This window comes from Paenibacillus xylanilyticus (genome assembly GCF_013359935.1).
GTDB lineage: Bacteria > Bacillota > Bacilli > Paenibacillales > Paenibacillaceae > Paenibacillus > Paenibacillus xylanilyticus.
The window spans coordinates 1-24,808 of the sequence record NZ_JABMCB010000173.1 but is presented as its reverse complement, the minus strand read 5'-3'; the positions used below and the strand labels follow the sequence as shown (position 1 = coordinate 24,808).

The 24,808-nt window shown below is 47.4% G+C and carries 19 protein-coding genes and 1 riboswitch; of the genes, 12 read left to right on the top strand and 7 right to left on the bottom strand.

Translation table 11 applies throughout. The features are described from left to right. Positions 1–13 precede the first annotated feature (13 nt). Complete coding sequence (gene bcp, locus HP552_RS10110; RefSeq protein WP_175395396.1) at positions 14–478, top strand: thioredoxin-dependent thiol peroxidase; 465 nt, start codon at positions 14–16, stop codon at positions 476–478. A 79-nt stretch (positions 479–557) separates the two neighbouring features. Here the strand turns inward: bcp and HP552_RS10105 are convergent, their stop codons facing one another. The 5 genes from HP552_RS10105 to HP552_RS10085 all read right to left on the bottom strand — a co-directional run bounded on the left by HP552_RS10105 (position 558) and on the right by HP552_RS10085 (position 5,870). Next, positions 558–1,673: a GerAB/ArcD/ProY family transporter gene (locus HP552_RS10105; RefSeq protein ID WP_175395395.1), complete on the bottom strand. Its 1,116-nt coding sequence runs from the start codon at positions 1,671–1,673 to the stop codon at positions 558–560. A 100-nt stretch (positions 1,674–1,773) separates the two neighbouring features. Then, positions 1,774–2,874 (bottom strand): GerAB/ArcD/ProY family transporter, encoded by a 1,101-nt coding sequence (locus HP552_RS10100; RefSeq protein ID WP_175395394.1) that lies wholly within the window; start codon positions 2,872–2,874, stop codon positions 1,774–1,776. 18 nt (positions 2,875–2,892) lie between these two features. Continuing rightward, positions 2,893–3,129 carry a hypothetical protein gene (locus tag HP552_RS10095; RefSeq protein ID WP_175395393.1) on the bottom strand — a complete coding sequence of 79 codons (237 nt, stop codon included), beginning with the start codon at positions 3,127–3,129 and terminating at the stop codon, positions 2,893–2,895. A 6-nt stretch (positions 3,130–3,135) separates the two neighbouring features. After that, positions 3,136–4,338, bottom strand: coding sequence for a Ger(x)C family spore germination protein (locus tag HP552_RS10090; RefSeq protein ID WP_175395392.1), 1,203 nt, complete (start codon positions 4,336–4,338; stop codon positions 3,136–3,138). 20 nt (positions 4,339–4,358) lie between these two features. Then, positions 4,359–5,870 carry a spore germination protein gene (locus tag HP552_RS10085; RefSeq protein ID WP_175395391.1) on the bottom strand — a complete coding sequence of 504 codons (1,512 nt, stop codon included), beginning with the start codon at positions 5,868–5,870 and terminating at the stop codon, positions 4,359–4,361. Between the two features lie 176 nt (positions 5,871–6,046). Here HP552_RS10085 and HP552_RS10080 point away from each other — a divergent pair, with 176 nt between their 5' ends. Further along, a complete protein-coding gene (locus tag HP552_RS10080) occupies positions 6,047–7,294 on the top strand; it encodes an MFS transporter (protein WP_175395390.1) in 1,248 nt (415 codons plus the stop codon). Between the two features lie 44 nt (positions 7,295–7,338). On the opposite strand, the gene HP552_RS10075 is transcribed toward HP552_RS10080, so the two are convergent. Then, positions 7,339–7,989: a DedA family protein gene (locus tag HP552_RS10075; protein ID WP_175395389.1), complete on the bottom strand. Its 651-nt coding sequence runs from the start codon at positions 7,987–7,989 to the stop codon at positions 7,339–7,341. Positions 7,990–8,297: 308 nt separating this feature from the next. On the opposite strand from HP552_RS10075, the gene HP552_RS10070 reads away from it, so the two are divergent. The 5 genes from HP552_RS10070 to guaA all read left to right on the top strand — a co-directional run bounded on the left by HP552_RS10070 (position 8,298) and on the right by guaA (position 16,103). Continuing rightward, on the top strand, positions 8,298–9,617 hold the full coding sequence (locus HP552_RS10070; RefSeq protein WP_175395388.1) for a polysaccharide deacetylase family protein: 1,320 nt from the start codon (positions 8,298–8,300) through the stop codon (positions 9,615–9,617). Between the two features lie 104 nt (positions 9,618–9,721). Next, on the top strand, positions 9,722–10,711 hold the full coding sequence (locus tag HP552_RS10065) for an AAA family ATPase (protein WP_175395387.1): 990 nt from the start codon (positions 9,722–9,724) through the stop codon (positions 10,709–10,711). Beyond that, positions 10,711–11,985 carry a DUF58 domain-containing protein gene (locus tag HP552_RS10060; protein ID WP_175395386.1) on the top strand — a complete coding sequence of 425 codons (1,275 nt, stop codon included), beginning with the start codon at positions 10,711–10,713 and terminating at the stop codon, positions 11,983–11,985. Before HP552_RS10065 ends, HP552_RS10060 begins: the two co-directional genes overlap by 1 nt. Further along, complete coding sequence (locus HP552_RS10055; RefSeq protein WP_175395385.1) at positions 11,972–14,290, top strand: DUF4129 domain-containing transglutaminase family protein; 2,319 nt, start codon at positions 11,972–11,974, stop codon at positions 14,288–14,290. Before HP552_RS10060 ends, HP552_RS10055 begins: the two co-directional genes overlap by 14 nt. A gap of 274 nt (positions 14,291–14,564) precedes the next feature. Further along, positions 14,565–16,103 (top strand): glutamine-hydrolyzing GMP synthase, encoded by a 1,539-nt coding sequence (guaA, locus tag HP552_RS10050; protein WP_175395384.1) that lies wholly within the window; start codon positions 14,565–14,567, stop codon positions 16,101–16,103. Positions 16,104–16,278: 175 nt separating this feature from the next. Here the strand turns inward: guaA and HP552_RS10045 are convergent, their stop codons facing one another. Next, positions 16,279–17,202 carry an ArsR/SmtB family transcription factor gene (locus tag HP552_RS10045; RefSeq protein WP_175395383.1) on the bottom strand — a complete coding sequence of 308 codons (924 nt, stop codon included), beginning with the start codon at positions 17,200–17,202 and terminating at the stop codon, positions 16,279–16,281. A gap of 298 nt (positions 17,203–17,500) precedes the next feature. Here HP552_RS10045 and HP552_RS10040 point away from each other — a divergent pair, with 298 nt between their 5' ends. The 5 genes from HP552_RS10040 (at position 17,501) to HP552_RS10020 (ending at position 23,754) form a co-directional block, all read left to right on the top strand. Further along, the gene (locus HP552_RS10040; RefSeq protein WP_175395382.1) at positions 17,501–18,484 is read left to right on the top strand and encodes a glycoside hydrolase family 43 protein; all 984 of its coding nucleotides are present in this window, start codon (positions 17,501–17,503) and stop codon (positions 18,482–18,484) included. Between the two features lie 310 nt (positions 18,485–18,794). Then, positions 18,795–20,012 carry an extracellular solute-binding protein gene (locus HP552_RS10035; RefSeq protein ID WP_175395477.1) on the top strand — a complete coding sequence of 406 codons (1,218 nt, stop codon included), beginning with the start codon at positions 18,795–18,797 and terminating at the stop codon, positions 20,010–20,012. Positions 20,013–20,123: 111 nt separating this feature from the next. Next, the gene (locus HP552_RS10030; RefSeq protein ID WP_175395381.1) at positions 20,124–20,999 is read left to right on the top strand and encodes a carbohydrate ABC transporter permease; all 876 of its coding nucleotides are present in this window, start codon (positions 20,124–20,126) and stop codon (positions 20,997–20,999) included. A 45-nt stretch (positions 21,000–21,044) separates the two neighbouring features. Continuing rightward, complete coding sequence (locus HP552_RS10025) at positions 21,045–21,890, top strand: carbohydrate ABC transporter permease (protein ID WP_175395380.1); 846 nt, start codon at positions 21,045–21,047, stop codon at positions 21,888–21,890. 212 nt (positions 21,891–22,102) lie between these two features. Next, positions 22,103–22,202, top strand: a riboswitch (purine riboswitch). Between the two features lie 175 nt (positions 22,203–22,377). After that, entirely contained in the window at positions 22,378–23,754 is a 1,377-nt protein-coding gene (locus HP552_RS10020; RefSeq protein ID WP_175395379.1) for an NCS2 family permease, read from the top strand. Positions 23,755–24,808: the final 1,054 nt, after the last annotated feature.

The following is a 24,808-nucleotide window of genomic DNA, read 5'->3' as shown; positions in this document are numbered from 1 at the left end:
AGGAGGAAGAGAGATGACATTAACAGAAGGCATGCAAGCCCCGGACTTTGAGCTGCCGTCAAGTACAGGGAAGACAGTGAAGCTCTCGGATTACCGCGGACAGCGGGTGCTGATCTATTTCTATCCAAAGGACATGACCTCGGCATGTACACAGCAGGCATGTGATTTTCGTGATCGTCATGAGGAGTTTCAGGGGTTAAACACGGTTATATTGGGCATTAGCACAGATCCGATGAATCGGCATGATAAATTTATAGCCAAATACGGTTTGCCGTTCACCCTGTTATCGGATGAAGAACATCAGGTTGCCGAGCAATACGGGGTATGGCAGCTCAAGAAGCTGTATGGCAAGGAATATATGGGCATTGTCCGTTCCACGTTCCTTATTGATGAAGAGGGGAAGCTGCTCAAGGAATGGTCCAAAGTTAAGGTCAAAGGGCATATTGAAGCAGCACTGGAGGCATTGAAGGAACTGTAATTTCGTCTGTTTCCATGAAAATAATCGGTCATATCAAGAAAAGGCTGTGCTTGCGGAAATATCCGTGAACACGGCCTTTTTATGTGGATGACTTTGTGCTGGACTGGTTTTTGCCATATCGAATGTGATGAACCAACAACAGGATCAGGGGAATAATAAAACTGGACGTAATATCCCAATCGACCCATGCTGGCATGATGGTGTTGGTGTAAAAAAGGACATTCGGAGCAATCAGGATGGCTAAGCCAAATATCAGCATGGCAGAAGGCAGGACAAGAAGCTTATATGTTTTTAAACCAAACATCTGGGCCATACCAGCTACAAAAGCGAAGATGTATAACTGACTCTTGGCGTAGGTTGCAATGAGCCAGGCGATAGCCATGAGGGCCTCAATTCGTTCGAAAAAGTTACCCACATTAATTTTCTGGGAAAGGGTATATGAGATATAGATTTCATGCTGGGTCAGAAAAGGTCCGAAAATCATCAGCGACATCATCAAAAGAACACTTAACAGTAATCCACCAATGAACGTGGCAAGCAGCAGATCACGTTTAATATGAGCCCCTGACACAACATAGGGAAGGACCATGCTGAGAACGATCAGTTCTCCAAAAGAAGTAAATGCCGCACGGATTACCCCCTCAACCAGACTAAACCAGGGCGTATTCAGAAAAGGCTGCAGTTTGGATATTTCTGCTTGTGGCAATAGACCCAGAAACAATAGGATCATGAACACGACCACGATGGGTGTGAGCAATTCAATCGTTTTTCCCATTGTACTTAATCCATTGAATAGCCCCCAGATCAACGGACAGATAAACATGATCAGAATGACCCGGATGGGAGTCTGCAGATAGATCTGGGTGGTCATGAAATCACCAACTTCGCGGATACAGATGGCAGCACCAATGGCAAAATAGAAGAGGTATGCAAAGGATAAGGCAGAGCCTGCCCATCGGCCAAGTAGCTTTTGACTAATCTCAATCAGGGACAAATTGGGATGTGTCTGATGAAGTTTATAGAGAACCCACATTATGAACATACCCAGAGGCTGACTGAGAAGGGAGCATAGCCACGCATCCTGTTTCCCAAATGCTGTGACAAGTGACGGATAGATCAGAATCATGTCTCCGACCATGACCAGGAAGGTGAGTAGCGCAAATTGGCGTATGGTTATTTTCTCCTGAATCAACATGCATTCCTCACTCCCTCAATGTAATCCACAACGTTCATGATGCGTTCTTGTGCCCGCCTTGCTTGCAGCTCTCTCATATTTCTAATTAATATAATCGAATCTAGTTTGATTTCCTTTTGAATGATTTGCACCAATGAATCAGGAGGAGCATGCCAGGAAGGAGGATGCCCAATGTAATATCCCAATCTATCCAATAGGGCACGACGGTAATGACGATAAAGGTAACGCTTGGTGATACGAAATTGGCTATGCCATATACAAGAAGCATGGCAGGCATGATAAGCACCTGATATTGTTTCAGTTTGAACAATTCAGCACACCCAAGAACAAAGGCATATAAATACACCGTTGCTTTGAAATAGGTGGAGATGAGCCAGGATGAAGCCATGACTGCTTCAATGCGCTGAAAAAAATTCCCGATGTTAATTTTCTGGGACAGAACAAAGGAAGTGTAGATATTGTGTTGGGTAAGAAACGCCCCCAGCACAAGCAACGAAATCGTAACAAGCGTTGCCAGCAACAGGTTGCCAAATCCTACAGCGATCAGCATGTCACGTGTTTGATTGGCAAGCCTGGCCGTATAAGGAAGAATCATCAGAATCGGAATGACTTCACCTACCGGATAGATGATACTTACCAAAATTCCTTGCAAAATGGACACCACGCTCGTGTCGGTTATAGGCTTCAGGTTTTTGATATCCACTTGTGGCAGCAGACAGAAGGTTAGTACCAGTATGAATACAATAACAATGGGCATAAGCAATTCACTGGTTCGAGCGACGCTCTCGATGCCCTTGTGCACTCCCCAGCCAATGGTAATGACGAACATCAGGATGAGGACTCGAATGGGGGTATACTGGAGTATCTGACCTGTCATAAAATCTCCGACTTCCCGCGTGTGGGTCGATGCACCTACAATAAAAAAGAACAGATAGAAGCAGGATAAGAGGCTGCCCGGCCAAAATCCCAAAATGCTTCGAGAGATCTGAATGAGATTTTGATCGGGATAATGGTTGGCCAGCTTCAGGAACATGGCCATTAGAGCCATCCCGAGAGGAATGCCAACCAGAGCGCAGATCCAGGCGTCTTGTTTGGCATAGGAAGAGATAACTGAAGGATAGATCAGCATCATATCACCGACCACGATCATGAAAGTTAGGACTGCTACCTGTCGTGTTCCAAGACGCCCTTGTTCTAACATGGTCGCACCCTCCTTTTTCTACGTTCCGGTTAGGTTTGCCAAAAACTGATTCACAGGTTCATAGATCCACATGATAATGTAGAGTGGGCTTGGAAACTCCCACAAATTAGCCGCGATGACACTGAATCCGGTTCCTGTGAGCAGCATTACACTGTATACCGCAGTTTCCTTCCATTCCTTCCTACGAATAAGACTCGGCAGATCAATCCAGCCTACAATGCCCCCGATGACAATAACGGTAATGGTCATTAACATGGTGCTTCACTCCTTCATCTCGCCCTTGAATGAATCATCCAGCGTACCTACACGCTTAATCTGGACATTGACCTTATACCGGATATCCAGATTTTCAAAGTGTTTGTCCCAGTCTTTTTCCATGGTTTTGAACAGTTTGGGATCGGCATGGTAAAGCTCCTGTCCAAATCCAAAAATATCAACATGAAATTTCCGACGTACGGAATCGACGGACTCTTGCATCAGTTCCACCAGTTTTTCCTCACTGTCTCTTTCCAGTTCCCGGATGGTTTTCATCGAACCAATGTGAATATCACACTCCACCGCACCAATGGAAGAAACATTTTTGAGGCTAACATTGACGATGGGCAGTCCGTTAACCACTTTTGCTTCCCGTTTTGTCTTTGTTCGAAGTGCTTTGAATGTCACCTCTCCGGAATTTCGGCAAGGCAGATGGCTAACCGTTGACACCACGTTGTCCCGGATGTAGTTGTACCCTTTGGATTCATCTTCAGTAAGCCAGCCAATTAGTTTGTCTTGTCGAAATACGCTCAATCCCGTTGTATTCAGTTTGGCTGGTGTTGAAATGGAGGAAATGTTATCTTTACTGCCGCTTTTCTTCGTATCTCCAACGATTTCTATACCTGTAATTGCGGGCTGGATACCTGGGGTCAATATGTGATTCAATAATTCATCCCCGGTAATGGCCGTCGTAGGTGACCATGTTTTGAATGAAACATCCAGAGAGCTGAATAACTTCTCGGCTGGAATATTATCTAATGGGGTGAGGACATCAAGCACTTTGGAGGCTGTAGTATTACGTGCAACCATGACGTAATAGTCCGGGCGAGCAGAAGGCTCTCGCATCAGGGCTTCCATCACATCATAGATGCCTACTTTGCGTGCGTATTCTTCTCCAAATACAAGGATTCGAATATGGGCCATGAAGATGCGGCGTGGGCTGGTCTCCGTTAGTTTCTGGATCGCTTCAAAGAGGGTGTCGGCGGAAGCCTGATATTGCGTAACAGGCGTTCCTTGTCCTCCCCCTGATTTGGACGATACTTCATTTGGAACGACTACCTGGGCACTGACCCTGACCATATCTCCATCCTTGTCCACACCGAGTCCAAGCATGATACCGAGTTCATTGAGCTCCCGGCGGTCCCAGCATCCAGTAAGGAGAGGAAGCAGAACGGAGAGGCACAAAATCAATCGTAGACATTTGTTCATACCTTGTTCTCCTTAACTCATTAGCGTTTTGTTTTTTTGGTGGACTGTCTGACTTCGTCAGCTGTACCTGTGGACAGGGGGCGTGTCTTCATTCGGGCCCAGGGCACACGAAAGATCGTATCCTTCAGATCCTGCTGGATTAAAGGTGCAAAAGGTGACATGTACGATACACCAAATGAACGCAGGCTGCAGAGATGAGTGACGGTAATTAGCAGAATCATCAGGATGCCATAGAATCCAAAGGCGGCAGCCAGAATCATTAACACAAAGCGAAGAATCCGTACAGAAATGGACAATCCGTTCTCAGGGATGACATAGCTGGATATGGCTGTGATGGATACGATAATGACCATTGCCGCAGATACCACTCCTGCATCTACTGCAGCTTGACCAATTACAAGCGTGCCCACAATGGAAACGGCTTGACCGACTGTTTTCGGTATGCGAATGCCAGCCTCCCGCAGAATTTCATAAGTCAGTTCCATCAAAATGGCTTCGATAAACGCGGGAAAAGGAACTCCTTCACGCTGGGCTGCGAGACTAATGAGCAAATTCGTTGGCAGCATCTCCTGATGAAAGGTAGTGATCGCAATATAAAAGGAGGGGGCAAGTAGAGCGATAAAAAAGGCCAGATAACGAATCATGCGAATTAGTGAACTGATATCAGCCCGTTGATAATAATCCTCGGGAGATTGAAAGAAATGCACAAAAAGAGCAGGAACGAGCAGTACGAAAGGAGTTCCGTCCACAATAATGGCGACCCTGCCTTCAAGCAAAGCGGCGGAAACCGTATCCGGTCGTTCACTGTTGTAGACTGTAGGGAAGATTGTCCGTGTTTTATCCTGCACAAGTTCTTCAATATATCCACTTTCGAGAATACTGTCGATATCAATCTGATCAAGTCTTCGCCGGAGTTCGCTGACCACCTCAGGGTCAACGATGTGTTTCAGGTACAATACGGCGACTCGGGTTTTGGTGACCCGGCCTACCTTCCTTTCTTCAATCCACAAATGAGGATCGCGAATACGTTTGCGGATCAGGGCTGTGTTGGTACGCAGATTTTCATTGAAACCTTCCATTGGGCCGCGAACAACCGTTTGCGTGACCGGTTCCCCTACAGAACGATCCTCCCATCCTGCTGCACCTATTCTCAGACCACGTTTCGATCCTTCAAGCAGCAAAATGGCCGAGCCTGCGAGCAGGGCATTGAGCACATCCTGCATGTCATCAATTAACAACACTTCACTGGCTGCCAGGATGTCATTCTGGAGGTAACTCAAATGTTCGCCATCTGCCGAAAAATCGGGAAGCTCATGGGTTTGCAGTAACGATTCCAGAATGGCCTGATTGATAATACTTACATCGACCATGCCATCGATATACAGCAACACAGAAGGCCACTTGTGCAAGCATTGCAGTGGACGAATCATCAAGTCATTGCTGTGCCCCATGACATGTTTGCAGTACTCCGTGTTATCGCTCAGATTCGGAGAAATAGGTCTGGAATTATCATTCTGCTCCACTGCTTTCATGCGTTCACCCCCATATATCCTATATTTGCAAGTTAGTATGACCTGGATGAGTTCAACTTATGAAAAAAAGAAATGATGCGAAAAACATTACAAATACAAAAGTAGATTGCTAAATTCAATCGATTAGAATAATATCTAATTAGATTATGATCTAAATTATAAAACGGGGTAATATCATGTCATTCAGTTTGTTTTCTAAACGTCTACTATTGCAGGCAGAACCGGAATACAGGCGACTCTTCATCGCAGGATTGGTAAATGGGATTGGAGATCGATTCAGTCAGGTAGCCATGCTCGCCTTGATTCTCAGTACAACCGGCTCAGGTGTTGCCGTAGGACTCGCGCTCGGATTACGAGTATTTCCTTTTCTTCTTCTGGCTCCGCTTGGAGGTATATTAACGCTGTATTTTAGCCGGCGAACAATTATGGTGGTTACCAATATCTTAAGAACGCCGCTGGCTTTAAGTTATCTGCTTGTGCACAGTGCAGATGACTTATGGATTCTATATACAGCAAGTACGCTGCTGGCTTGTGCAGAAGCGGTCTATGCACCTGTCCGCAAGTCGGGAATCCCCTTGCTTGTTCAATCGGATAATCTGCACAAGATGAATGGGCTTGAACAGGTCATGAACGGTTCTGTCCTCATAGTAGGGGCTTTTCTGGGGGGACTCGTTTCATCCATAATGGGCCCTCAGGCAGCTTTTGCAACGAATGCAATCGCTTTCTTGATTGCCGCTGCCTTGATTCGTAAGATTTCGTTTCCACCCATCAGCACGGATCGGTCAGATGGAATGATGGAGAGGCCGCCAGCAAAAAAGGAAGCTGTAGTGACTCATGTGTTGTGGCAGTTAATTATCTCATCTGTCCCTCTGCAGATCATCGTTGCCTTTGAGTTATGGGTCCCTGTCCTAAACGGGATTGATAATGTACTGATCAGTGTATACGCGATTGAAGTATTTAAACTTGGTGACTGGGGTGTGGGACTGTTTTACGCATCACTTGGGATTGGACTTGTGCTCAGCAGTTGGGGTTCTCGTTACTTGCAGCACTGGCTGCTCCCCGGAGTTGTTGCATGTTTGTTGATAGAAGGATGTTTGTTAATGCTGTTAAGTGAGACCAGGTACGCGGCAATTGCTGCTTTGATATATATTTTGCTCGCTTTTATGTCAGGTATAGGGAATGCCTGTCTGGATACGTTGCTCATGCGAGAAACACCTGAGCGATACCGCGGGCTTATCTATGGTTTGGTGACGGCATGCAGCAGTTCCATGCTTGGGTTCTCCATGTTTGGTACAGGGATGCTGCTGGAAGTGACTGAACCGCGTAGGCTTGGATTTGCAGGAGGGTTGGGATTTGCGGTGATTGCTCTTTTGCTTGCAGCTTACGCGTGGATTCGTGCACGAGATGTTTTCACAAAAAGATAAGATAAACAAAAAGAGTCGCGATTATCGCGACCCGTGACCATGCTTCATTCTGCATTCTGTTTCTGTCTAATCGGAGAGGACTTGCGAATGGAGCGTTGTCCCCACGCTTTCCGATAGCGGTACAGCACGGCTGCGATCAGCAGCAGTCCAATGGCTGCAACGATATATGCTGCGTATTGATGCGCCAGATGGAACACTGCGTTCCATTGTGGACCGAAAACTTTTCCTATACCCAAAAATAACACGACCCAGAATAAGGCACCCGAGTACGCATACAAAGCGAATTTGCGAAATGGGACAGCAGCTATACCTGCGAAATATCCAGTGAAATGTCGTACACCAGGTATGAAATACCCGATGAAAATCAGAGCATTGCCGTATTTGGCAAACCACTTTTGCGTTTTATCCAGCTTGTCCTGTTTGAACAGAAACCATTTTCCGTAACGGACAATGAAGGGTAAGCCTGCTTTGGCCCCAATGAAATAAGTGATGGTCATACCGATCGTCGTTCCCAGAAAAGCAAGGATGGCGAGAATCCCGAAGTCCAGTTGTCCCTTGTACGATAGATATCCCGCGTAAGCCATTGTTGTCTCTCCCGGGAAGGGAAGAGCGATAAACTCCAGCAGTAATCCAAAAAACAAAACGCTGTATCCGTAGGATCCAAACAGATGCTGGACCTTTTCAAGCAATTCCAATAGATTTCACTCTCCTGAAGACAGGGGAATCGGCTGACTCTCCATGCTGTCCTGTATACGATGTCTGCAACGATCCGGCATATGCACGCTTACGGTGGCTTATCCCTGTCACAGCAGTGGTTCCGGTGATATGTGCCTGCTCATTATGCTACCCAATCCCAGGCAAAGAATCAATCATGAGCTACAAAAAAATGTGAAAAATATAAAACAGAAATGCGTCTTTTTTCCGCGGAGCCTCCATATAATTCTAACAAATCTGCTAAAGTCTATCAGCAGAATTACTAGAGACGTTGGAGGATGATTCGTAAATGGTGCAGAGAGCGGAATTCGTAATGGTGGATAATGAGCAGCAATCCGCAAAAATTAAACCCGTACATAAACATGTATTCCCTAAATGGTCGGTATATCTGCTTCGTCTTGCAGTGATGGCATGTGTATTTGTTTCTTATGTTTGGGCAGCATACCCTTCTTACGCCGCTGGCGCTGAAGCTGTTGGTTCCCAGAAAGAGAGTAACAAGGAAAAGGTAGTCTATCTGAGTTTTGACGACGGACCGGGCAAGCATACCCGTGAAGTATTGGATATTTTGCACGAAGAACAGGTTCAGGCTACATTCTTCGTGCTTGGAGAGCAGGCAGAACGATATCCTGAACTGATTCAGGCAGCTGTGGAAGAGGGACATGCACTCGGCAATCATACATATAACCATCATTATGATGAACTGTATCGTGATTTTAAAACGTTCTGGAAACAGGTTAAACAGACTGAAGAAATTGTAAACCGTATTGCAGGGTTCCGTCCCAATCTGGTGCGGGCACCTGGCGGGACGTATGGACATTTTGATCAAAGCTACTTCGATCTGCTCGAGTTGGGCGGGTATACCGTGATGGATTGGAACGTAGACAGTGGTGATTCGAAGCGCAAGGGTGTCCCTGCCAAAGAAATTTTGCGTAATGCAACCAAGGTGCCTGCCGGAACCAGCTCAGTGATTGTGTTAATGCACGATGGAGGTGCGCATGCGGAGACGGTAAAGGCGCTGCCGGAAGTCATCCAATACTACCGCGATCATGGATATCGTTTTGACACAATGAAGGCGGAGGATCAACCTGTGCAATTCCGTGTTCATCCTGAAGGGAAATATAAATCTCGCAAAGCACCGGGGACCGAATGGATAGAGGATCATGTGAAAGCAAACAGTAACCTGTGGTTGACCGGCAAGGAACTGAAGATCGAGATTGGTCTTGCGGCAGCCACATTGAAACAAGGCGAGTTTCGCGTGGAAGATCAGCGGATCATGGTGCCACTGCGACCTTTTATGAAAAAGTTTGGCGGCAGCACCCGCTGGGACGTGGAATCCAGAACGGCAACCGCAGTTTGGAAGGATAGAGTTATTCAGGCTGACAGTGTCAGCGGGGAACTGAAAACCACATCGACGAGTCTATTGCATGACAGCACCATTCAGGGAGGGGTGCAGAGCCAGGGAGGAACCATCTGGGTTCCGCTGCGGGAATTACTGGAGATGATGGGACTGAATCTATCTTCATTACATGCAAATGACTCGGAGTGGGTTGTGAAAGCCAATATGCCCCTTGCAGCAGCATTAAGCATCTATTTGCACCGAACAATCTGAATAAACTGCTTCAGGCAGGACTAATCTCTCTACTTCCGGGCAACAATGAATCATAGATTACTATGACTCTGGGAATGCCGATGGATGGAAGGAGAATGAGGGATATGTCGTATATTCGAATGGAACATGAACATGCGGTCGAGCTGTTGAACAGGGTTACCAAACGGGTCGAAAGTGTGATTATTGGCAAAAAACAAGAGATTCAATATGTTCTTACTGCGATGCTCAGTGGGGGTCACGTGCTTCTGGAAGATGTACCGGGGACGGGGAAAACAATGCTGGTTCGTGCTGTCGCTTCTTCACTGAACTGCTCCATGGGCCGTATTCAATTCACATCCGATGTCATGCCTGCAGATGTAACGGGTACGTCCATGTATCATCCACACACAAGTGAGTTTACATTTCGGCCCGGCCCAGTCATGTCCAACATTGTACTGGCAGATGAAATTAATCGTGCTTCACCTCGAACTCAGTCTGCCCTGCTTGAAGCCATGGAAGAAAGGCGTATTACGGTAGACGGTATAACACATGCTTTGCCAAGGCCATTCTTCTTGCTGGCTACACAGAATCCTCTGCAGTTTGAAGGCACCTATCGTTTGCCTGAGGCTCAGCTGGACCGTTTCCTTATGCGAATTGGGCTCGGTTATCCTGAGCCGGAACAGGAAGTGGAGCTGCTAACCAGAGTGCACAGCAGAGAATTGCTGGATGAACTCCGGCCGGTCGTGCTTGCTGAAGAAGTGGTTGCGATGCAGCGTGAGATCAGGCATGTGCATGTTGATCCCGTGGTCAAACAATATTTGGTTGCTGTCGTTGTTGCCACTCGAATTCATCCAGCCGTCAGACTTGGCATTAGCCCGCGCGGAACATTGGCCTGGATGGCTGCCACACAGGCATATGCCTACCTGCAGGGGCGCAGCTATGTCATTCCGGATGACGTGAAAGAGATGGCTCTTCCGGTTCTTGCCCATCGGATTGGGCTGAAAGCCCAGAACAGAACAGAAGCATTCCAGGGGCAGGAACAGGTCATTCAGGATGCACTATCATCTGTTCCCGTACCTGTACAGATGACAGCTCAGGGAAGGGGCCGGCGGTGATGACAGCGCCTGTTCAATGGCTGTTCCATGCTGTTCTGGTGTCAGCTTTCGCTTCCTTATATATATGGCATGGGGGGAAGGCTGCACTATTTCTGTCCATTATGATGTCCCTCATCCTGATCAGTGGTCTGATCATTCATTTGTTAGGGCCTAAACGGATTCGCATTCGCCGGCAAATGAACTCGGAACGGATTATGGTTGGGGAAATAGTGCGGGTTCGGGTGGAAGTGGAATTTGAATGCCGCATCCCACTGCTGTGGATGGTGCTCTGTGAAGATACTCCTGCTGGTGTGCATCGCAAATTATTTTTTCCGGGAAACAGGCGCAAATTTGCCTATCAATATCAAATGTCCGGTTTGCGAAGAGGCCTGTATCAATGGGGTTCAGGACAATTGTACTGGGGGGATGCGTTTGGCTGGAGTACGGTCGCTGCAGAGACAGCGGGCAGTACACCCCTTGTTGTTGTTCCATCCGGATCAACGTACGCAGATTGTGAGTCTGCATCATTCGCGAATACAGATGAAGGGGTTCCTATTGAACCGATAACGGGTCAGGGAAGCCGGAGTCCCGAGTTCCGTGAGTATCAGCCGGGAGATCCGATGGGACGCATTCATTGGAAAAGCACGGCCAAGACAGGCAAGCTTCAAACCTTTTTGCCCGAAATATCAGAATCAACGTCATTAGGCATAGTAGTGTACGAAGGCAAGACAGGATATGGACGTCGAACTCAGGAGGCGAAGGAGCATCCTGCTTTTGAACGTGCGGTTAACATGGCTGCCCGCTGGGTGTTTACAGCTGTTCGGGATCATGTACCCTACCAGCTGTGGAGAACAGGTGAAGATACAGGTTCAAACGGGGAAACGTATTGGTTAAGTGACTTAATCCATGCGGAGCATGTAAATCTCTCACTGGATAGACTGGCCCAAGCGAACATAGCAAGTGCTGCCTCATCCGTCTCATCCCTGTTGGAACCAACGATGCTGGACGAATGGCCAACCGGTACACGCGTCGTCGTCCTGACCGGCAGGTTGGATGCCTTGCTGACTGAATGGATACTCGGCGCTGCTGAGCGGGGACATGAGATAGAAGTACAGTTGACCGAGACACCGTTTGATGAGGAAAAAGTGACAATGAATGCTTTACCCGAAGGGGCGGAGCACCCATCAGTACAGTGGACGGACCAGCTTCGTCTCAGCGGGGTGAGGATCAGTACAATCGCAGACAGTACAGTGCCTTCCGCGGGAAAGGCAGGTGTCTCGGATGTGGGAGCGTAGTTACAGGAATACACCGACGTCGGGCTTGCAATCTGCGGAAGAGATTTCAAGCCTCGGTTTGGATGCCAAAGCCAACCCTGCCAAGAAAGAGCCTGCCGTTTACAGTATAAGCATTTCTGCCATTTTGCTGCTCCTATCCCTGGAGTGGATCTATCCGATCACTTCTTCGGGACAACAGGGAAGCGAGCGTTTTCTGGCAGTGATGGCGGGCCTAACAGGTGCCCTCCTTATCGCAGGATTGCTGCGTGTGGGGTGGATCATGGGGATACTGCTCCGCCTGTGCATGGCTCTGACGGCTCTATGCCTGATGTATGGAGGCAGTGATCCTGCCGGGTGGGCTCTGGAATATCCGGGAACATGGATGGAGGATATCCGTTCATTTATGGAGAGCAGGCGTTTTTATTCCATCAGTACAGAGACAAGAGGGTTACTGATGATGTGTGGCTGGAGCATGCTCATGGCTTCCGTACAATCCCTTGTATTGATGCGGCGAAGTGTCATGCTGTTTGGAAGTGCTACCCTGCTCTACTTGCTGCTCTTGGAAACATTGGCCGGGCTGGATGTGTATGCCTCCGTTGTCCGGTCTGTTCTATGGATTTTGCTGATCCAGGCCATACTGCAATTGCTCCGTCTGCTTGAAGGAGTTACGACGCCAACCTTCCGCCGATATCCCTTTGGTCGCTGGTGTGCGGTGGCTGTTGCTGCCGCAGTGGGGATGGTGCTGATCTCTGTTGTGCCGGGCAGAGTTGCCACCGTCCCTGGGCCGGAACGATTATCCCTGGACCAAATGGGGGAACGTCTTGCTCGCTGGGCAGGTTATACACCAAACAGCAGCATCCCTGCTTCAGCATCGGTCACGGGGTACAGCACGGTGGATGCGCCAATGGGATCCCCGTTGGTCCAAGGGGACGCCATCTTTTTTACAGCGAGAAGTCCTGAAGTTACGTATTGGCGTGGAGAGACTCGTTCATATTATAACGGCAGTACATGGAGTGATCCTGGGCAAGGCTTCCAAGAGGCCAGTCCGGCAGCTCTTTTCCGTACCGATGGTTGGGAGAATCAAGCCTACTGGACTCGCATTCGTCAAACGGTCACGCTGAAGCGGGCTTGGAGAGGGCCGAATCCTCTCTTTACTGGCGGAGTACCCTTAAACCTGTCCTTTCAAGATGAGAAAGATTCTAACGAGAAAAGCAGGTTTTCCCTGCTCTCCAATGCAGATTCGGCTACGCTATGGCTCGCAGGTTCAAGCAATCGTGAACCAATCAAGACCTATACAACAGATGTCATGATTCCCACCGCAACACCGGAACAGCTTCGACTATTAGGGAAGGCGAGCAGTACGAGCCAAGATCCGGCAAAAATCCGCAGAACCTATCTCCAGCTACCGGCATCTCTGCCTGAGCGGGTACGCTCACTTGCAAGCTACATTATCCAGGAGAGCGAAACGCGTTATGACGCGGTCCAGGCGGTGCGGACCTATCTGGAAGAGCATGCGGAATACACCTTGGACACTCGCATGCCGCCCCGCGGGACAGATTTTGTGGATGACTTTCTGTTTGTCACGGGAGAGGGGTACTGTAACCACTTCTCAACAGCGATGGTCGTTCTGCTGCGCGCGGAAGGTATTCCTGCACGCTGGGTGAAGGGATTCGGAGCCGGGGTACCGGACCCAGAGGTGTCGGGACAGTACATCATTACCCAGGGGGATGCCCATTCCTGGGTGGAAGTGTATTTTCCCGGCGCCGGCTGGATGCCGTTTGAGGCTACGCGGGGCTTCGCGATGCCGCAAGGCGAAGGCACAGACGCCGCAGCGGCCGCCGAGGCGCAGCCCGGCGAGTTGAACCCACCGCAGTCTGGCGGTGGGTTGGGGAGTGCGGTCGCCTGGCTGCTGGCGCCCGCACGTGCCCTTGCCGCGGAGCCATGGCTCGCGGCAGCTCTTGCAGCGGCGGCTCTGCTGGCCGCTGCCGGGACCGTGCGCATGCGGCGGCTTCGCCCCGCGCTGCGGATAAGGCTGCTGCTGGCTTGGCCGCGCAGCAGCTTTCCAGACCGCGAGCGGCTGCTCAGCGCCGCCGCTCCGGTCTGGGCCGCGCTCGCGCGCCGGTACGGCCCGCGGCCGCCGGGGATGACGCTGCGTGAATATGCAGCGTCACCCGCCTTGGCCGCAGGCACGGACAGCGCGGACATCGCGCGGTTTGCAGCCGACTGGGAACGGCTGCTGTATGGGCCAGACCGTCCGCTTCGCGCGGACAGTCTCGATTTCCTGCGCCGGGCACTTCGTCTGGCCCGGCGCCTGCAGGCACCGTAACATCGTCCAGGGACGCCTTCCTCGCTGCATGCGAGCGAGGCGTCTTTCGACGATTTTTCCGGTGTGGTGCCTGTCTTTTTTTCTCATTAAATTGGCATGAATAACTTCTTCGGGAATGAATTGAATGGAAGTGGGAATTCTGTAGGAAAACTCGCAATAAAGGGGCCTTCATATCAAATGTTCAAACCGTCCACAAAAAGGAGTTTCGTCTTTCCTTGACGGTATGTTTTGTCGTTGCGTATAATTAGTTTCATTAATTGAGGGAGGCACGGTAATGAATAAGCAAAATGAAATTGTGGTTGTCCTTGACTTTGGGGGCCAATACAACCAGTTAATCGCCAGAAGAATCCGGGATCTTGGCGTATACAGCGAGCTTTTGCCGTATAACACACCGGCTGAGAAGATCGCAGAATTGTCACCAAAAGGAATCGTATTCTCCGGAGGCCCATCCAGCGTATACGCTGAGAATGCTCCGCACGTGGATCCGGGTGTTTATGACCTAGGACTTCCGATCTTCGGAATTTGCTACGGTATGCAGCTTATGGCGCAGCAGCTTGAAGGTAAAGTAGAACGTTCCGAGAAACGCGAATACGGTAAGGCAGATATCGAGTTTGCACCAGGTGCTGCTCTTGCAAAAGGCATCGAAGGTGAACACACGGTATGGATGAGTCACGGTGATCACGTGGTTTCTCTTCCGCAAGGATTCAAACTGGATGCAGGCACGGAAAGTGCGCCGATCGCTGCGATGAGCAACGACGAGCGCAAATTGTATGCTGTTCAGTTCCATCCGGAAGTACGTCACTCCGTTCGTGGTAACGATATGATTAGCAACTTCCTGTTCGACATCTGTGGTTGCGAAGGCAACTGGAGCATGGAGACGTTTATCGATGATACGATCAAAGATATTCGTGAAAAAGTGGGCGACGGTAAAGTGCTGTGCGCACTGAGCGGTGGTGTGGATTCTTCCGTTGTTGCTGCACTGCTTCACAAAGCGATCGGTGATCAATTGACATGTATGTTTATCGACCATGGTCTGCTGCGCAAAGGCGAAGCGGAGAGCGTAATGGAGACGTTTGTCGGCAAATTCGACATGAAAGTTGTCAAAATCGATGCACAAGAGCGCTTTATGTCCAAGCTGGCTGGTGTGGATGATCCGGAACAAAAACGTAAAATCATCGGTAACGAGTTTATTTACGTATTTGACGAAGAGTCCAAGCAGTTTGATGACTTTGAATTCCTGGCGCAAGGTACACTGTACACGGACATCGTGGAAAGTGGTACAGCGACAGCTCAAACGATCAAATCTCACCACAACGTGGGTGGATTGCCTGAAGATATGAACTTTAAGCTGATCGAACCACTGAGCACCTTGTTCAAAGATGAAGTGCGCAAAGTGGGCACCGAGTGCGGTCTGCCAGACGAAATCGTACACCGTCAACCTTTCCCGGGTCCGGGTCTTGCGATCCGTGTTCTTGGTGAAGTTACGGAAGAGAAGCTTAAAATCGTGCGTGATTCAGATTACATCCTGCGCGAGGAGATTGGCAAAGCGGGTCTGGACCGCGAAATCTGGCAATACTTCACGGCTCTGCCGAACATGAAGAGCGTAGGCGTTATGGGTGATGCCCGTACGTATTCCTACACTGTAGGTATTCGTGCCGTAACATCCATTGACGGTATGACAGCGGACTGGGCGCGTATCCCTTGGGATGTACTGGAGAAAATCTCCGTACGTATCGTTAATGAAGTCGATAACGTTAACCGTATCGTGTACGACGTAACATCCAAACCACCAGCAACGATCGAGTGGGAATAGATTTACGTTCAAACGGTAAATAACTAAAAAACTCCCTTTAAACATGTTTCGCACATGTTAAAGGGAGTTTTTTTCGGTTAGAGATACCTAACCCCGAAGTACTGATTGGGACAGCATAACTTCAGAAAAGTATGACGTGTGGCGTAAGCATCCTGCTTGCAAAACCTCAGCGTTTTTATTCAGGTTTTTCATTATTCTGTGTGTAGTACAAACGGAAAATAATGTCCTGGTTATGGTTACCGAATCCTTGTCCGAATACGGTCACGCCACCAATGTGCTCTGCATCCTCCTTGACAGCAATGCGAAGAGACCAATAACTGTTGCGAATGCCGATATCATCGATGGTTACATCAGACAATTTTACGCCATCCATGAACGTGCCTTCCTTTTTGATAATCAGATGCTTCAGCAAACCATACTGGTTTACGCTCTCGAACCACCAGGGCGGATTCAGCTTGCCTCTTCCTCCGAAGTCACCCGGGCTCGTCCACATCCCTACCTCAACATCATTGACGATAAAGGATATATCGGAAGGCCAGTTGTTGTTGGTCAGTGGGGCCTCCGAGGAAATTTCCATCGAAATTTCCAGCTCCTCGGGATTCTCATCTCCCATTAGATAATTCGGTACTTTGTACTCAATGTAACCTTGTCCAAACCACAATATTTTTGCCTTCAGTCGATCAGGGTCCAGGAAATAACGGGGATCATCAAAAATTCCGATAATGGAATCCCTTGTACATATGCCACAAGTTGGTTTGATCTGCAGATCAGTAAAATGTCCTACAGATATTTCAGTTTTGTGAATCTCCCGTTGAATGACGTCCTTGGTTGGGAATGCGATTTCAAGAGTATCCATGCGAAGAGAGCAGACCTTTTGGGCAGCTCCGCCTTTACCCGGCGCCATGTTGGATTCAATGACACCAGCCTTTTCCAGCTTTTTAACATGCATGGTCATAATGGCGCTGCTCAGTCCAAGGGCTTCGGCCAATTCTTTTATATTCATAGAGTTCTTGGACAGCAGATGAACGATCTGAATACGTACACTGCTGGATAGAGCTTCGAAGATATGCAGGTTTTTTTCGTTCAGGTCGATTTTCAATGTAATTCCTCCGAAAGAAATGAAATATTAACATTTATGTGAATGGTAAACGTAGAATATTATAATATCGGATTCTGAATATAATCACAACGGATTTAGATAAATAATACCAAAAATATAACACAAAAACAAAGTAATTCAGAAAAATGTAAAAACAAACCATGAAATAACCAAAAAAATCCTGCTCAAATATTGACACACGATGCTCTGTATCTTAATATTTAGGTGAATTAATAACATATTTACGAATTTATGAACAAAAGCATTAACTATTCATTGCAGAACAGGAGATGACAGCGTGAGTACAGTTTCAAAGAAGGAATCATTTGTTAATCCGATTATACCGCAACGAGCCGATCCGTGGGTATATAAACATGCTGACGGCTATTATTACTTTACAGGTTCAGTACCTGAATATGACCGGATCGAGGTCAGAAGAGCCCGTACGGTTCAGGAGCTGGATAGCGCAGAGCCCGTTGTGGTTTGGCGTAAGTACGATGAGGGACCGATGAGTGCCAACATCTGGGCACCGGAAATTCATTATGTCCACGGTAAATGGTACATCTATTTCGCTGCAGCGCGTACAACGGATACGGTGGAAGGACTTTTTGACCATCGCATGTTCGTGTTGGAGAATGCATCGGCCAATCCGCTTGAAGGCGTATGGGAAGAAAAGGGGCAAATCAAGACGAAGTGGGAAAGTTTCGCACTTGATGCAACCTCATTCTTACATAAAGATGTTCAATATCTCGTATGGGCACAAAAGGATCCAGATATCGTTGGCAATTCCAACCTGTATATAGCGTCAATGGAAAATCCGTGGACACTGGCTTCCGAGCAGGTCATGATCGCCGAACCAACACATGATTGGGAGAAAATCGGATTCCTGGTCAATGAAGGCGCTGCTGTCCTGAATAGAAATGGCAAAATTTTTATTTCGTTCTCTGCGAGTGCTACAGACCACAATTATTGTATGGGTCTGTTGTATGCCGAGGAAGGTAGTGACCTATTGTCACCCGAGAGCTGGACGAAGCTGCCTGCACCTGTATTCCAAACGGATGAAGAGTCGGGACAATACGGCCCTGGGCATAACAGCTTTACCGTATCGCCGGACGGAAGTCAGGACATCTTGGTCTATCATGCCCGGAATTACAAGGAAATCGAGGGAGACCCACTGTATGACCCCAACCGCCATATGCGAGCGCAGGTTTTTGGCTGGGATGAGCATGGATTTCCGCACTTCGGCAGACCCGTTCCGGATAGTCGACAGGTGAATGCGTAATAAAAAGTTGAACTTTCGCTAAAAAAAAGGAACAAAGTGGTTGACAAATGTAAGCGCTATGAATTACGATAAATTCACATAAACATTAATGATTAATTTATACATTAATGTTTGGGAGAAGGATGAAGGGAGTGCTCCTAGGCAAGCTTCCTTCAGCAAGTTCTACATTGTAAGCAGGGCCGGTTTCCAAGGAGAAAATTGCAGTGCCCTGTGATTTTCTCGATTAATTGAATGCGTTTACAGATATGCTTAGGATTGATCATTCTAGGGGGGTTCTTGTGTGAAGCGTACAAAAAAAGGTTTTGTAACCATGGTATCTATGCTGCTCCTGCTGGTCACTGTACTGTCGGGTTGCAGCTCGGACGACAAAAATACGATTACGTTCTGGACGCCACTGACTGGAGAGGATGGCGCCTATATGGACCAGTTAGTTAAAGAATATAACGCCACCGAACCAGAAATCAAATTAAAACATGTGATCACCTCTGATATGTATACCAAGCTGTCAACGGTAATCAACTCTGGCAAGGGTGTTCCTGATCTGGCTATTATCCATGCTGACCGTGTACCGGGCTTTGTGAAACAAGACGTGCTTGAGCCAATGACGGCGATGCTGGCTGCGCAGCCAGAGATTAAGGAAGAGAACTATCTGCCGCAAGCATGGTCAACGGGAACCATTGATGGAACGCAATATACTGTGCCTCTCGATATTCATAGTAATGTCATGTACTACAACGAGGATTTGCTGAAAAAGTATAACGCGGAATCTTTCCTGGACGATGATGTTGTTACAATTGATGAGATGCTTTCTTTACAGGGCAAGCTCGACGAAGGAGACTTTGTTGTCAATGACGCTTTGCTCGGATGGGTTATCCTTGGCCAGCTGCAAAATGTGGGCGGTGATGTGCAGAAGGATGGAAAGCCGGCGCTGAACACGCCTGAGATGAAGGCAGCTTTTGAAAGTGTCAAAAAGATTGCAGATGCGGGTCTCATGACCCCGTTCGGTGAAGATGGTTACTTGATGTTCCAATCCGGTAACGTACTGTTTTCCACAGATGGTACATGGAGCTCAACTGCACATGCGACTGTTGAAGGGCTAAATTTCGGTGTAACGAATGTATACTCATCTACTGCTGATAAGTTTACAAACCGTTCTTCCTCTCATCTGTTTGCGATGTTAAAGAATGAGGCCAGAACAGATGAAAAGGAACAGGGGATTGGTAAATTCCTGGAGTTTATCCGCCAAAATTCAATCGAATGGGCCAAAGCAGGGCAGACCGTTGCGAGTAGACAGGTCATTGAGAGCCCGGAATACAAGGATTACATGCAGTCATTCTTCACGTCCAACGAGAAGGAGATTGAATCCCTCTACATCTATACTTACGAGCACTATCCTTATGTAGCTGAAGCGGTTGACAAATACGCGGCAGATATCGTGCGCGGCAATGTTGAGCTGGATGCGACACTGCAGACCATGCAAAAAGAGGTTGAGGACAAAATTGCTCAAGGAAGCAGTGGAGCCCAGTAACATTTAAATCGCATAAAACGGATGTGCTGCACATCCCGCCATTCTACTGTAATAGAAGCAATGTGTCGCATGGGTGGCACATTGCTTTTCCCAAAGGAGAAATGAAAGGATATGAATAAACGATCATTTGCACCGTTCCTGTTTGTTGGTCCTCATCTGATCCTGTTTCTGGTGTTTATACTTCTGCCAACGATCTACGGAATATATGCCTCATTTACGAGATGGAATTTGATAAACGATCCGGTATGGGTCGGATTTGAAAATTATAGAACCATCTTATTCGACCAGGATTCCTCATTTCATTTTCAATTCTTTAATGGTTTGAAGAATACGTTGATCTTCGTGGCGCTGAGTGTCCCACCGTTAATCATCATTCCATTGCTTGTAGCCGTGGCTCTTGAACATAAAAAAGTGAAATTCAAAGGGTTCATGCAGGCGATTATCTACATTCCAGGCATGATTTCCATTTCAGCGGCAGCGTTGATTTGGTCTCTTATTTTCAATAAACAGCTTGGTATCACCGGTAATGTATTCGGATCAGAGGTATCGTGGGCAGCCAATCAACCGTATGCCTGGATCATTATTATTGTGATATCGGTGTGGGGAGCTGTCGGAGGAAACATGATTATTTATCGTGCTTCCATTAATGGGGTTCCCAGTGATCTGTATGAAGCAGCCGAGATGGATGGTGCTGGACCTGTACGCCGATTTTTCAGTATTACGCTGCCTTCCATCCGTTTCCCGCTGATTTTTACGTTTGTCATGACAACAGCTGGTGCGTTCAACGTTTTCGGTCAGCCTTTGATGATGACCGATGGTGGACCGCAGCAGACTACCCATGTTCTCATGATGTATATTCGCCAGCTTGCGTTCGGCTCCGGTGAGTCAGTGGCAGGTATGGCTTCCGCCATGGCTGTGCTGTTAGGACTGGTTATTCTGGTCATCTCCGCATTGCAGTATTACGTGATGAACCGGAATGCCAATTAAAGGAGCAGGATCGAACGTGGATCGGGAAGGAGCAGGTATATCAACATGGTCAAAAAAATAAGTATATCCAAATATATATCGTATCTATTTTTGGTATCCATTTGTGTCATTTGGGTGGTGCCCGTTATTTTCGGGATTACGACTTCATTTCGCTCACAGGCAGAAGTGGTGTCGGCTGGCTTCCGCCTATTTCCTAAAGAATGGGACTTTAACAACTACGTTGCCATACTGGAAAACACGTCAACCGCTCCGATTTTGAGATGGTTGAGCAATTCACTGATCATTGCGGTCTCTCATACATTGCTTGTCGTTTTTATTATCTCTCTTACAGGCTACGGATACACAAGGTTGAAGTTCAAAGGGAGAGACGCCTTGTTTTTCACGCTTCTCGGTATTTCGTTTTTCCCAGGTGTCGTTAACCTGATCCCTTCCTATAAAATCATTGAAGCACTTGGGTGGGTCAATACTGCATGGGCAATGATCATTCCCGGACTGGCAGGTATGGGCAATATCTTCCTCGTTCGTCAGTTCATGAAGGGGATACCGGGGGAACTGGATGAGTCTGCGAAGGTAGACGGTGCAAGCGACTTCCGAATCTATTACTCCATCATTTTACCGCTGGTGAAACCGGTGTTGATCGTGTGTGGACTGTTTTCGTTCATCGGGTCCTGGAATGATTTCCTCTGGCCTGTCATCGTCTACACAGACGTCGAGAAAATGCCAATCACCGCCGGACTGCTGTTGCTGCAGGATATTTACGGCAATTACCGGATGATTGGACAGCTGATGGGGTCGGCTATTCTGGCGATCATTCCAACGCTCGTTCTGTTTATTTTTGCACAAAAGTATTTCCTGCAATCCATTAACTTGAATTCGGGGATTAAAGGATAACGCTGTATTACTCTTGATTAGGCTCAAGTGAAGGTTTAGGGAAGCATCACATTATATCTTAATACATCAGCTGCCGTGATTTACGGTGGCTTTTTTACGTTTATGCTTTGGTCTCTGTTCGAACACGAACGTTTCCATAGACTTACATGCAAAACATTCGTTTTTACCATTGACAGAAACGGGTCACGCTTCTAAAATAGTGATGGGAAACAAACAAATAGCGCATACTACTTCGTATAATCCTGGGGATTGGCCCGGGAGTCTCTACGAGATCACCCTAATGATCTGGCTACGAACAGGAGAAGCTAAGCACATAAATTCTACATGACTGCGTGATTACAATACTGGACGCACATTAGAATTTTTTTTGTTCTTAGCGAAAGGCTAAGCCTCTCCTTATAGCTAACCCTGGGTGGAGCAAGAACACCAGGGTCTTTTGTCGTTTTTCAATATGGCTTCAACATCTCTAAGGGGGAGTTAGTGAATTATGGATCGTTTCTTTAAACTAAAAGAAAACGGAACAAATGTTAGAACGGAGATTGTTGCGGGTCTCACTACCTTTATGACAATGGCGTACATTCTTTTTGTCAACACATTGTTCCTCGGGTCTGCCGGGGCTGGGATGTCGGATAACGCAGTATTTTTTGCAACAGCCGTAGGCGCTGGTCTAATGACCATCATTATGGGATTGTTCGTTAATATCCCGATTGCTCTTGCGCCGGGTATGGGATTGAACGCCTACTTCATGACTGTGGTATTGAGCTCTAATGGTGCAATCACCTGGCAAGCCGCTCTCGGAGCAGTATTCATTTCGGGTATCGTGTTTATTATTTTGACCGTGACCAAGATTCGTCAGATGCTGCTTGTTGCCGTTCCGCAAACGTTAAAAATGGCCATCACGGTCGGTATCGGTCTCTTTATTACTATTGTAGGTTTCAAACTGGCCAATCTCGTTGCTGTCACAGTAAATGTTGCGCCTGATGCGGATCTGAGCCAACCGATTCCGGGCAGCAGCTTCAATCTGTCCCTGGGTAACTTCGTAACACATCATGACGCATTGCTGGCTCTGATTGGGTTGATCCTTATCGCGATACTGATGGTTATGCGCGTTAAGGGTGCGTTGCTCATTGGTATCGTTGCTACTACTCTGATCGGTATTCCGATGGGTGTTACGGATCTCAGTGGACTGTCCGGTGCAAGCTGGCTGCCTAACTTCAGTGATCTGGCTGTTGGACAGCTTGACCTGAAAGGTGCTATTAGTCTCGGATTGTTCGAAATTATCTTTATCTTTACCTTCGTTGAACTGTTCGACACGTTTGGTACGATGGTGGGAACTGCGACACGGATGGGAATTATGAATGACAAGAAAAAAGGCGAGAAAACAATCGGTAAAGCGATGTTCGTCGATGCAGTGGGTGTCAGTGCGGGTGCGGCATTGGGTACAAGCACAATTACTGCTTTCGTAGAAAGTGCATCGGGCGTTGAAGCAGGTGGACGTACAGGTCTGACTTCGATAACAACAGGGGTCTTGTTCATTCTGGCTCTGTTCATCGCGCCGCTTGCACTGGTTGTTCCGTCCGCTGCTACAGCTCCGGCACTGATCATCGTAGGCGTATTGATGATGAGCCAAGTGCGAAGCATTGAGTGGGATGATTTCCTTCAAGCTTTCCCTGCATTCCTTACAATTGTGCTGATGCCTTTCACAGGCGGGATTGCAAACGGAATTTCGGCAGGTATCCTGTCTTATGTCATTCTGGCTGTATTCAGTAACCTGGTTACGGATCGCAAAGTGAAAATTCACTGGTTGATGTGGATTCTCGCAATCATTGTTCTATGCCGCTACGTCTTTATGGGCGGAGAGTAGTTCAGTCATCTATTAAAAAGAAAGAACGGGAGCTTCTGGACTTTACCAGAGCTTTCGTTCTTTTTTTATCTATAAGGCGAGACTTTATAAAACGGTGTGCTAAGAACTTTATTCTACTAATATAGAAAGAAAATTTTCTTTCTATTATATAGGATGTGCTGACAATGAGTTATGATCTAATGGTTTTTGACCGGAAAAACCCTCCGTACATCGATATGCGTTTATGATTTGGTACGAGAAATAGACAGGGTGGTCAGAAGATCACTCGTATATATTGATATTGCAGTGACTTCAGGAAAGTTGCAAAAAATTTATTTGGACCTTGTTCAGAGGTATCCTTCAATGGATGTGTATGATGATATGTTATTAAGTTATGGAGGAAGCGGTGGCGGATATTCGTTTGAAAGGGTGCTTTATTGGAGGGCATAGTATTTATGCTCATTTGCATGGTCTGTTGCAGAAGAAGTTTATAGTACAGTTCGACAACTGGCTGCGAAGCACAAAAATGGATTTTACGGTGTGAGTGGTTCGGATGGTGAAATGGTTAGACCATAGGGTCAGGTTTGAAAGAGTGCAGGTGCTCTTGAAGAATCAATATGAATATATAATAGAAGAGATTAATGGAATAGGTGATCCTTTGTGTTTTGAATAATTTATTCGAAAAAAGTACTTGCATAAAAAATCTGTACATGGTATATTCTAATTCCGGCCAAGAAAACACGAGAAACACGGTACGGTAAGTAAACCAAATAAGCTTCGAAAGAAACTTAAAAAAAAGTGCTTGCTAAATTGGTTCGGATGTGATAAGATATAAAAGTTGCTGAAGAGAACAACACTCGGATGCAAACGAAGTTTGATCTTTGAAAACTGAACAACGAGTGAGTAACGATCTTGCTTGCAAGATCGACGCTTCGAAATCGGTACACGTCATCTGACTGTATGATTTCGAAGCACAATTGAGATTTTTAATCTCGTCAGATTCAAAATGAGCTAATCGCTCTTTTCAATACTTTATTGGAGAGTTTGATCCTGGCTCAGGACGAACGCTGGCGGC